We start from the raw sequence: 11,504 nt of genomic DNA on the forward strand, positions 1-11,504 counted from the left end.
GACGCTTTCCATACAGGCAGCCGAGCGACGCCTCTTCCGCGACGGGCAGGAGGTCCACCTGTCTGGACGCGAATGGGCGGTGCTCGACTGCCTTCTACGCCGGCCCGGTTCGGTCGTTTCAAAGGGGAGGATCGAGCACGCGCTTTATTCATTCAATTCGGAGTTCGAGAGCAACACAGTGGAGGTTTATGTCAGCCGGCTCCGCAAGAAGATCGGCGGGGATAGAATAGCAACCGTGCGTGGCTCCGGATACAGGCTCGTGGTCACATGACGAACTCGAACAGCATGACGAGAAAGCTGATATCGTGGTTAGGCGGGGCAACGCTCCTGGTTTGGATCGCCGCCCCAACCATTGCTGCGTTCATTTTTTGCAATAATGTAAACGAAAGTTCGGATGACTTGCTCCAGGCGAGCGCAGAGTACAGAGAACCAGAGCTGATCAAGGTCTTGAATGGAAAACACGTTGATCAATACAATAACCACTTGCCAACTTATAAAAAGTACTGGACCTATCGTGAGCAGGTTATTAATAAGTACGGGGTAGTGCTTATTTCCGAACCGGAAGAGGGTCAGCAGCCCTTCCCTGATGCTCCCCTGAGTAACGGCTTTTGGGGAAACGCTGATTACCGCGTCTACACAGAGGAGATCCAAGACGGCGTGTATCATCAGTTGGCCGAACCGCTTGATGGCCGCCGTACCACAATCGCGAAGGGCGCACTTTTTGTCTTCCTTCCGACACTCGTGCTCCTGCCCTTTAGCTTAGCTGTTTGGTGGATCGTGATCCGGCGCTCGCTGCGGCCAATCGAGGTACTGCGACAGCAGATCGGATCGCGCGACGGCGGCAATCTGTCACCAATGGACTTGGGCGATTTCCCGGCAGAGTTGGCTCCAATCGCGGCATCCGTCAATCGGCTTCTCGATCGTCTGCGGGCGGCTCTCGAGGCCGAACGCGAGTTCGCCGCAAACAGTGCGCATGAACTGCGCACGCCGATCGCAGGTTCAATCGCTCAGATGCAGAGATTAGTGGCCGAGCTTCCCAATGGGTCGGCCAAAATGCGTGCGCGCGGCATCGAGCAAGCGCTGTCGAGCCTTGGCCGCCTTGTCGAAAAAGTGCTTCAGCTCGCTCAAGCCGAATCGGGGGTTGGCATGGCGGATCACGCGATCGATCTTGTCCGATCGGTTCGGCTGGAAATCGACGACCTGAGGAAAAAGCCGCAATATGCCGGACGCCTGCATCTTAACGTCGACGGCTGCACCACTTTGATGCGCAAAGTGGATGTCGATGCGTTTGGGATCCTCCTTCGTAACCTGATCGAGAATGCGCTGATACATGGACTGCCCACTGTTCCGACAACAGTTTCCGTCCAAACTGATGGAACCATCGCTATTGCAAACGCCGGACCGGTGGTGCCCCTCCCCGACCTCGAAGGGCTTACAAAGCGATTTAGTCGTGGTGCTACTCCTGCTGCGGGCTCAGGCCTTGGTCTACATATCGCTAACATGGTTATCCAGCGGATCGGTGGCAGTCTAGAGCTTGCGTCGCCCGCCCGCGGTCGCAATGATGGTTTCGAGGCGATCATACGAATTCCTCAATGACACCGGTGAATTCGACGACAGTTGGACACAGGGCGGATTGCTGGCAAGGCTGCTGACAGGGCGAACTGTACGGCAGTATGTATACGGCGTAGAAATCGTACTTCACACAACGCATTTCGGCCGCGGCAATCAATGCCGCTATCATCGTCTGAGCAGTTCGATCGAAGCGACACGACATGATCGGCAAAATCGAAGGCTCCGCCTCACCGCTCGCTCGATTTCGCCCGGGGAGAAAAAAGGCCATCCGAGAAAGTGCAAGCCGCCGCGCAAAGGCGACGTGTCCAATTGTCTGGGTGCCCCTGTGCGCCGGCCCGATCGGGTTGGCGGGGTCCAGTAAGGACCCGGACCAACCATTCCATTTAGACGACCGGCAGGTTTTAATCGGCGTCCGGATCGCCGTCCCAAAATGCCCCAAGTATACGGCTAGAAAGGCTGCCAACGATCGAGCTTTGGTCGGAGGCGTGCTTGTCAGCGTCTTGGGTGCTTGACCGGCCTTTGCAATGGCCATCGCCATCGCAAGTATCGTGCGTGGCCAGTGAGACCGCAATTTCATCAGCCTGGAGCCGACCGTATCGGTGCTTTTTTATGATTTAGGGATTTTTCGTTTTCCTCTTGGATCATCACGGGTTTGGAGAGGATCTGGTGTTAAGTGCCATTCGGAGCGCCGGCGAACCGCCCGAAATTAATGTGGTCGAGTGATGAAGCCTCCCGAATGCGTTAAACGAGACCCTTTATGGCGGCCCTGGCTGACAACAGTCTGAAAGCTGCAAGCGGCATGCGAAAATGGGGCGATCCTGAATGACGACAGATGCTATCAACATGAAAGAGGCTCGCCCTGAAAGCTGAGCACGCTTTATGCTCAGGCTGCTGACAAGGCCAAAGCAGCGTAAGTGCGTAGTGAAATCCAAGGTCCACATGGGTCGTCGCGCGTCCCATGCGCCTGGGAAGGCGCCGGCCCGGCCAAGCTTTCCCAGCTCGTCCGCATGATGCTTCGCTGAGCGTCAATGGACGTTGGCGCGAGACCAAGGCGTCGTGCGTTGCAATCCGGACGGTCCAGGGTATCAGGAGTTTCACGGCCTCGGCCCGCTTGGCTGGCCACAGTTGAAGCTCCAACGTACCGGCTGGCACCGGGAAATTGGGCTCTGCGCTGCCTCAACGCTGATGGCACGGTCAATGCTTGCCTACCGATGGGGCCGCCCATGCCGTGATGCTGTCGGTCGACGTTCGCAAACCAGACCCTCGCGAGACCCAGCGAAGGGGCTCGCCGGTACGACGAGGGACCTTACCTCTTTATGCGCGGCATCATTATCGAGGATGACATGTTGCCTTACACGTCGTCCCTCGCGCTCGGGTCTTTGTGGGGCGGATGAAGTCCTGATCGCGGTGGCACTGCTGCATGTTTGCGTAAGACCCATCCAGTCACGATCGCGCTGTCCTTCGATGTCGCGGTGCTGATAGGCGGGCAGATCGGTGTGCGCGGCGCCCGCCAAAGGATCGTCGTCACGCCGGAGGAGGCGAGCGTCATAGCCGGCGCGCCGGCGAAAGGCGCTTTCTGTCGGATGCCCGACAATGTCGGATATCGCAAGTATCAAGGTTGGATCAAACCTTGCGAATCGGGGCTTTCTTACTTGGCACGGGGCATGCTCAGGTATCCGCAAACACCCAATGGATAACGAGCAGACTTCCCATGGCCTCACCATGCCGAAAGTTTCCCGGACGCATCCAAAGATGAGGCTCGCGTCAGGCCCAGCAACACGCTGACGGCTCATGTGGCTCGGCGTCGCGTGCCGATCCACTTTCTCCCAATAGGCGTTCGGGAGACATAGATCCTTCAAAATGAGGAACAGATCACTTTGCCAGGAACGCAGCCCATAACCCCACTCTCCCTACCAGAACTACCAAGCAAGCCCCGCACTCATGGGCTTCGCAGGACGTCCGTTGCGTCCGAGTTGGTCGGCGCGGGGCCGGCTCCGATCCCCGTCGCATGGGAGGACGGCAAGGCGAGGGATTTCGTGCTCGACAACGGCATGGAGGTGGTCGTCATTCCCAACCACCGGGCGCCGATCGTCACCCACATGGTGTGGTACAAGATCGGCAGCGCCGACGAGCCGCCGGGCAAATCCGGCATCGCCCATTTCTTCGAGCATCTGATGTTCAAGGCGACGACCAACCATGCGGGCGGCGAATTCGACCGCGCAGTGTTCGAGATCGGCGGCTCCAACAACGCCTTCACCTCCTCCGACTACACCGCCTTCTATCAGACAGTGGCGCCATCGGCGCTCGAGCTGATGATGAGCTTCGAGGCCGACCGAATGCGAAACCTCATCCTGACCGACGATGTCGTCAAGACCGAGCGCGATGTGGTCATCGAGGAGCGCCGCTCAAGCACCGACACCAACCCGCAGGACGTTCTCCATGAGGAGATCGACGCGACGCTGTGGCAGAACCACCCCTATCGCATCCCGATCATCGGCTGGATGCAGGAGATCGAGCAGCTGAACCGCGTCGACGCCACCGTCTTCTATGAAAAGTACTACTGGCCCAACAACTCCGTGCTGATCGTGGCCGGCGATGTCGAACCGGACACGGTGCGGGCGCTGGCCGAAAAGACCTATGGCAAGGTGGCGCGCGGACCTGACCTGCCGCCGCGCATCCGGCCGGTTGAGCCCGAGCAGAACACCAGGCGCACCGTCACGCTCTCAGACGCCCGCGTCAGCGTGCCCAGTTTTTCGACGCAGTGGGTGGTGCCGTCCTACCACACCGCCAAGCCGGGCGAGGCCGAAGCGCTCGACCTGCTGGCCGAAATTCTCGGCGGCGGTAACCGCGGCCGGCTCTACCAGGCGCTCGCTGTCCAGCAAGGTATCGCTTCCAGCGCCCGCGTCTATTTCCAGGGCACTGTGCTCGACGACACCAAGTTCGCCATCTATGGCGCACCGCGCGGCGATGCCAAGCTGGCTGATCTCGAAGCGGCGGCCGCTGCCGAAGTTGCCCGCATTGCCGAGGATGGTGTCAGCAACGAGGAACTAGGCAAGGCCAAGGACCACTATTTGCTCAATATGATCTTTGCGGAAGACAACCTGGACTGGCTCGCCAGCATCTACGGCTCGACGCTGGCCACCGGCGGTACCGTGAAGGATGTCGAGGAACGGCCGAATCGCATCCGCAAGGTTACCCCCGAGCAAATCAAAGCAGTTGCCGCCCGCTATCTCGCGTTCGACCGTTCGACCACGGGCTATCTCTTGCCCAAGACGGAGAATCAAGAGATGACGCTCGGCGCTCGGCCCCATGCTGCGATGAACATCCAGGAGGTGAAGTCCGAAAAGGGCATCATCGCCTGGCTGGTGGAGGACCACACAGTGGAAATCGTCAACATCGGCTTTGCCTTCAAGGGCGGCACCAAGCAGGACCCGGTCGGGAAGGAGGGGATGGCCAAACTGATGGCCGGCCTGTTCATCGAAGGCGCTGGCCATTACGACAGCGGTGCCTTCCAGGTGAAGCTCGACCATGCCGGCGCCGAAATGAGTTTGGACGCGCAAAGCGACGACATCTACGGATCGATGTGCATGCTTTCCAAAAAGCAGGACGCGGCGTTCGGCCTGCTTCGGCTCGCGCTGAACGCGCCGCGCTTCGAGCAGGGGCCGATCGATCGCGTCCGCGCCGAGATTGTCTCCCGCATCGTCGGCAGCGAGCGAGACCCTAACGCCATCGCTCAGCGCAAATGGCTGCGCGCGATCTATGGCGCGCATCCTTGTTCAAGGCCGGGAGAAGGCACAAAAGAGAGCCTCCCCGGCATCACGCCGTCCGACCTCCGCGCCTTCCACCAGGCCATTTTCGCTCGCGACGGGCTCCATATTGCCGTGGTGGGTGACATTGACGCGAACACGTTGAGGGAAAGGCTTGACCAGCTGTTTGGTGATTTGCCTGAGCAACAAACCCTCGTCCCCGTCTACGATGTCGCGCCGAAACTCGGTCAACTGGTGGAGGAGAACTACGACCTGCCGCAGACTTCGCTGACGTTGGCCTGGCCTGGCGTGAAGCCTAGCGCGCCGGATTTCTACGCGGCCGTGCTGCTGAACGACATCCTTGGCGGCTCATACTTGACTTCCCGCCTTTACGAGGAGGTACGTCAAAAACGCGGCCTTGCCTATCACGTCAGCTCTGAACTAACCCTTGACTCGCTTCTGGTTACGACAGAGACACGCTCGGACTGCGCTGCCCAAACACTGAGCATCGTGCGAGATGTGGTAAAGCAGATGGCGCAGCAAGGACCGACCGGGGCCGAGCTCAAGGCGGCGAAGAAGCACCTGATCGGCGCCTATGCCATCGACCAACTGGGCTCGACCCGCTCGATTGCAGACCGGCTCCTGGATTTGCAGATTCACAAGGCCGACGTCGACTACAACCAGCGTCGCGCCCGCAGCATCGGTCGGGTGACGCTCAAACAGGTCAAGGCGGCGGCCAAAAAGCTGCTTTCGGCCGAGCCCGCCATTTTGGTGGTCGGCCCGCCGCTGGGCGGCAAGGATGAGTAAAGAAACTCATCACACCTTCCTTCTTCATCGGGGCTTCTCGTGGGAAGAGCGTTGGAGGCCCGTGGGCCAAGCAGATCATGCAGACGCGCGGAGTCGTTTTCGCCGACCTTGCGCGGCATTGGCGGTCCGGCGGCCTCTCGCCGAAATGGCGCTCCTCAGCATGTATGCCGCCTTTTTGCAGAATTCAGTCGCACGCCACCAGCAGGCATGGTGGATGAAGCAAACATCCGACTGCTTAATCCATCAATTGATGAACCGCGGGCACTCAAACTAACGAAACTGCTGTCTTTTCATCGGGCTAGCGTGGTCTACCAGCTGCTTTGCCGAGGCCCTACGACGAACCCACTGGTGCAGAATACACACTGACGGCCCGTCGACCTGGATGTTCGCTGCGTTGAGGAGGAATCCGGTATTGCCCCTGTGCCTGCCGATGATCCGTCGCCTGAAATCCCCGCACCTGTTTGGAGCCATCGACCGCCTGCCGGCACTCGGCAGACCAGTTGGCAATAAGACGTTCGAGGTCGTCAATCCGTCGACCGGCGAAGTTTTGGCAGAGCTTCCCGATATGGGCGTGGAGGAGACACGTGCTGCGGTAGACAAGGCCTATGTTGCGCAGTCGGGATGGGCCGCGTTGACGGCCCGAGAACGTAGCGACGTTCTTTGGCGATGGCATCAGCTGATCATCGACCATGCAGGCGATCTCGCCGCGATTCTGACTGCGGAAATGGGCAAGCCGCTTGCCGAAGCCATTTCAGAGGTATCGCATGCGGCGGCGTATCTGCAATGGTATGCCGAAGAGGCCAATCGCGTCTATGGGGAGACGATCTCGGCACCCTCGACAGACCGCCGAATGCTAGTGATCAAGCAGCCCATCGGCGTTGTTGGCACGATCACGCCATGGAATTTCCCGGCCTCCATGGTGGCGCGCAAAATCTCGCCGGCCTTGGCTGCGGGCTGCACAATCGTGCTCAAGCCCGCTGAACAGACGCCGCTTGTGGCTGGCGCAATGTTCGCCCTCGCCCATCAGGCCGGCTTTCCCGATGGCGTGGTCAACCTGATCTATGCGTCCGAAGGTGATCGCGTGGGCCGTGAACTCTGCACCAATTCCAAGATTCGAAAGATCAGCTTCACCGGTTCGACGGAGGTCGGACGGCTGCTGATGCGTCAGTGCTCTGACCAGATCAAGAAGGTCAGCCTTGAACTCGGCGGCAATGCACCTTTCATCATCTTCGATGATGCCGACATTGACGGTGCTGTTGACGGTGCGGTCCAGGCGAAGTTCCGCAATGCCGGCCAGACCTGCGTTTCCGCGAACCGCATTTACGTCCAATCGAGCGTTCACGATGAGTTCGTCAAGAAATTCGTGGAAAGAATCCGGCACTTGTCGGTTGGCGACGGATTCGATGCCGGAGTGGACATCGGACCGCTCATCGACAAGCATGCTCTGGCCAAGATCGAGTCTCACATCGCAGATGCCATTGCGAAAGGCGGCACAATACGATGCGGGGGCCAGCGTATCGGCAAGAATGGCACGTTTTTCGAACCCACGGTCCTCACCGAGATTTCCAGCGTCATGGCAGTCGCGCAAGAGGAGACATTCGGGCCGCTCGCGCCGATCATTCGCTTCAACGATGCGGATCAGGTCGTGCGCGAGGCCAATGACACGATCTACGGCCTCGCCGCATACTTCTATGCCTCAAACCTGAAGCGGGTCTGGCGTGTGGCAGAGGCTCTGGAATATGGCATGGTTGGCATCAACACGGGACGCATGTCCTCGGAGGCGGCACCGTTTGGCGGGATCAAACAATCCGGCATCGGGCGGGAGGGTTCCCGTCATGGCCTCGAGGACTATCTGGAAATGAAATATCTTTGCATGGGCGGGATTTGAAACCTGCTGCACTGTCTCTCCGCCCCACCGGGGGGCGGCCTGCGGTCAATGCCGCCACCTAATTGGAAGTTCCAAACGCCGTTGACCTGAAACACGGATGCCCGGCAGGAGACTGAGCTCGCTGCCGGGCCGGACATGCCTTGGGAGGGCATAAATCAGCGCTCCTAGGGCCGATGGGCCACTCAGTTCGTGCGCCTTTTGCCGATTGCGTTGCATGTGCCGTGCCAAGCCAAAAAGCATTGATAAACCGCCGATGGATCAGCTTTTGCCCTGTTGCGCATTCTACATTGTGGGATATGCGACAATGCCCAAGCGGTTGAATCGTCGTGTTGCAGAACCCCAGACGGGTCATGACTGCTATTCTTAGGACAGTGCGCAGCAAGCCGCTACTCGCTGCACTCCAGGCACACCATTTCCATAATCAAGCGGTGGGTGCTATGTCTGACCGAGCTGTCGACCAGGGAACGGTGTGAGGCCTCAAATCCCTCCATATTGTTGCACCCGCCGGTCCAACAGGACTGCAGGTCCGGACTCAAAGGATCTTGGCTGCTATGGCGACATTGCGGTGCACGCCGCTTTCCGACCAATGATGTGCGTCCAGGTCGAGGCCGGCCCTAATGAACCACCGCCTTGGCACCCTCGCCCATCTCATTTTCGGCATCGACAAGCTAGACCAGAGCGCACTTGCAAGGCGCCATGCAGTCCTGTCGGCGGGCGAACTGTTGGTGACGGGTACAGCTGCGAGCGAACGTTCATCCACCGACGCACAGCGCGGACTGTCGCTTTTCAAATTAGGAAATCTCTGTAGCCACCATTCATGAGCGCGCGGCCACGCGAGACGGCCCGACGGATGCGGTCGCGCAGATGATCGCGAGGATCCGCCCAGTCGGCATGGACGCGCCGTTGACCGATGAGAACTTCGGCGAGCTCGCGATGAGGTGCTCCGGCGAGCGAACCGTCGAGCGCACGAAGAACGAAGGACAAACGAACGCCGCGCTTTTCCGGCGCAAACAAGCGGGGGGGCAACTGTTGCCCTAGACTGAGAGCATTGAGGCACTCCAGTCCCCTCAGTCGATGCTTTAAAAGCACCGCGGGCCAGATGGCTTGCGTATGCAGGCAAACAGGGTGGAGGATATTCGCGCCCGAGACGGCGAGCTGCAGCGCGTGGTCCGCATTGCGAAGAAGAACATGCTGGCTCTTGTCGGGCGCCAGCAGGACGATTGCACGACAGGGCAATGCCGAGAGTTCGAACGGCGGTGTCGGCGACGAGGCAGGCAACCGTTCCGCAATGACCGGCAGCACATGGACGCACCAGAGCGGACACCAGAATACGACCGAAGCGCGGCCACAAGACTCCGCGAAACAGAACACCCCAGCGTGACAGGTCGCCGGCCGACGCGACCATATCGAGAAAGGATTGGAGAGACCAAGTCTTGCAATGCTGGCGCGCAGCGGTCAGATCGCGCTGGAACGCTGGATTGCGGCGTAAGAACTCCCAAGCCCACTCCCGCAGCGTCAGGCCAGCGGTGTAGTCGTATGATCTTTCATCCCGCCAATCGGCCTGATCCGCGCCAGTCAGGAGATTCATGACTGACATCCCCTGCCCGCGCCTGCGTGCGTCGAAACATTATGCCACTTCGCAAAGCATCGGCGTAGGCAGCAGACGTCGAAGACCCCGTTTCGTTGAAGCGTCAGCCATCGCCACTGTCGGCGACAGAAGATGTGCCCAAATTGCCACCAGACCGTCGAACTGGCACAGCGACGGCCAGCGCGACCTGGAATTGATCCCGTAACAGTCATCGGCTCCTGCGTCGCGATCCAGACGTCCCTTGAAGGCGCAGTAGCGCGGCAGTGGATCGCACGCTGCTTGTCGGCAAGTTGTCGTAGCGGCGGCGCCATAGGCACGGTCATCGGAGGGTCTCCTGCGGCAAGCTTTCGCCATTGGAGGCCAATCTCCCCGCTAGGGCAGCCTGTGCAGTTGCACAGGTGAAGCGGATCAATCAGGGGGAGCCATGGCGGAAACTGGATGATGGCGGCTTGAGGAGAGCGGCGTATCGAGGCGGGTGATGAAGCCTGCCAGTACCTCTCAAGGAGAGTGATACGCCATGAACGAGACTATCAACACATTGTTCGCCTTCGTCAGCCCGACGAAATCGATGATACCCTGACGGATGTACTTCGCAGCGGCGCGCGCAAATTGCTTGCGCATGCGATCGAGATGGAGGCCGAGGCGTATGCCAAGGCGGTCGACTGCCTGACGAAAGATCATATTGCGTCGCTGGCGCTCTACGATTTCCCCGCCCAACACTGGGATCATCTGCGAACGTCCAATCCCATCGAAAGCGTCTTTGCAACCGTTCGCTATCGCACGGTGCGTACCAAGGGCTCGCTATCCTCGAAAACCGCCCAGCTGATGGTCTTCAAGCTGTTGGCCGCGGCCAGGAAGTGGCGACGATTGAAAGGACAAAATCAGTTGCCGAAACTCATCGCAGGTGCCAGGTTCCTGGACGGAATCCAGGTCATCGAAACGAAGCCGCAGAGCGCCGCTTGATCAGCCTCGTCACCCAAATTCCAGCATAGCTCCATCGGAACTGCCAGCCTTCCTTGCCGATCAGGCGCATATCAGCGCTGACGATACCGAGGACGGCGATGGCGGTCACCTCCAGGCCGCCGAGTAACGACCCTCAAAACACCGCACTGGTCGAGGCCAGCCTGAACCGGTATCTTGTGCCTGCCCTCGGGAGTCGCTCTATCCACCATGTGATCGACACCGACATTGCTAACATCACCAAGAAGATCGTCGCCGGGGGTCACCCGCAAGCGGCTAACACGGCCTTCTGGTGTATGCGGGCATTTTTCAACTGGTGTCGCAAACCGCCGCAACGGCTCATCCGCGGTTTCCCCGCGAGGGATTGGAAAATCCGGATCCGGCCCCGATCGTCAAGCGCAAGCGAGTGGTGAACGATGCCGAACTGGCGGCTATATGAACGGGCTGTGAGCCCGAACCGGGCGATATCGGCTATTCGTTCGGCTCCATCGTCAAGCTGCTCATTCTGACCGGACAGAGGCGTACGGAAGTTGCCGCGATGCGTTGGTCCTCAACCTTGAAGCCGGAACATGGAACTATCGGGTGACCGCACGAAGAACGAAGAGCCTACGCTTATTCCGCTGTCCACACTGGCGGTGTCGGTCCCCCAGACGGTACCGAAGACCAATGACACGTTTTTTTCCCTGCGAGGGGCAACGAAAGAAGCCACTTCTCAGGCTACGCGAAGGGCAAGAAGGCTCTAGACGGCAAGGTCAATACTGACGGGGTGGCTTTGGAGAACTGGACCCTTCACGATCTGCGCAGGACGCTCGCGACAAATCTCGGCAGGCGGCAGGTATTGCCACACGTCATCGAGCACATACTGAATCACAAGGCGGCGTCCTTGACAGACATTGGCGAAATTTACGATCTCTATAGCAACGTCAAGGAGAAGCGCGAGGTG

At 59.4% G+C, this 11,504-nt stretch carries 6 protein-coding genes and 2 pseudogenes; 6 read left to right on the plus strand and 2 right to left on the minus strand.

The annotated features are described in order from the left end of the window. The 5 genes and pseudogenes from EOB80_RS30430 to EOB80_RS30455 all read left to right on the plus strand — a co-directional run. A partial coding sequence (locus EOB80_RS30430; protein WP_164762779.1) for a winged helix-turn-helix domain-containing protein occupies window positions 1–271 on the plus strand: 271 nt, incomplete at its 5' end. Next, a complete protein-coding gene (locus EOB80_RS30435; RefSeq protein ID WP_126063917.1) occupies window positions 268–1,596 on the plus strand; it encodes a HAMP domain-containing sensor histidine kinase in 1,329 nt (442 codons plus the stop codon). The genes EOB80_RS30430 and EOB80_RS30435, both read left to right, overlap by 4 nt. Window positions 1,597–3,545: 1,949 nt before the next feature. Continuing rightward, a pseudogene (locus tag EOB80_RS30445) lies at window positions 3,546–4,850 on the plus strand (pitrilysin family protein); the annotation flags it as partial. Window positions 4,851–5,399: 549 nt separating this feature from the next. Continuing rightward, a pseudogene (locus tag EOB80_RS36005) lies at window positions 5,400–6,125 on the plus strand (pitrilysin family protein); the annotation flags it as partial. A gap of 412 nt (window positions 6,126–6,537) precedes the next feature. Further along, window positions 6,538–8,013: an NAD-dependent succinate-semialdehyde dehydrogenase gene (locus tag EOB80_RS30455; RefSeq protein ID WP_095486045.1), complete on the plus strand. Its 1,476-nt coding sequence runs from the start codon at window positions 6,538–6,540 to the stop codon at window positions 8,011–8,013. A gap of 786 nt (window positions 8,014–8,799) precedes the next feature. Here EOB80_RS30455 and EOB80_RS30460 read toward each other — a convergent pair. After that, window positions 8,800–9,315, minus strand: coding sequence for a DUF2285 domain-containing protein (locus EOB80_RS30460; protein ID WP_224570032.1), 516 nt, complete (start codon window positions 9,313–9,315; stop codon window positions 8,800–8,802). Between the two features lie 793 nt (window positions 9,316–10,108). Here EOB80_RS30460 and EOB80_RS30465 point away from each other — a divergent pair. After that, entirely contained in the window at window positions 10,109–10,564 is a 456-nt protein-coding gene (locus tag EOB80_RS30465) for a transposase (RefSeq protein ID WP_256748481.1), read from the plus strand. A 736-nt stretch (window positions 10,565–11,300) separates the two neighbouring features. Here EOB80_RS30465 and EOB80_RS35650 read toward each other — a convergent pair. Then, window positions 11,301–11,504, minus strand: a 204-nt coding sequence (locus tag EOB80_RS35650) for a hypothetical protein (protein ID WP_245466477.1), incomplete at its 5' end; no start/stop codon positions are given.

The organism is Mesorhizobium sp. M7A.F.Ca.MR.245.00.0.0, from assembly GCF_003997415.1.
GTDB lineage: Bacteria > Pseudomonadota > Alphaproteobacteria > Rhizobiales > Rhizobiaceae > Mesorhizobium.

Bases quoted from the DNA above. Each gene is read 5' to 3' on its own strand.
- EOB80_RS30435 (WP_126063917.1), top strand. From the start codon at position 268: ATGACGAACTCGAACAGCATGACGAGAAAGCTGATATCGTGGTTAGGC.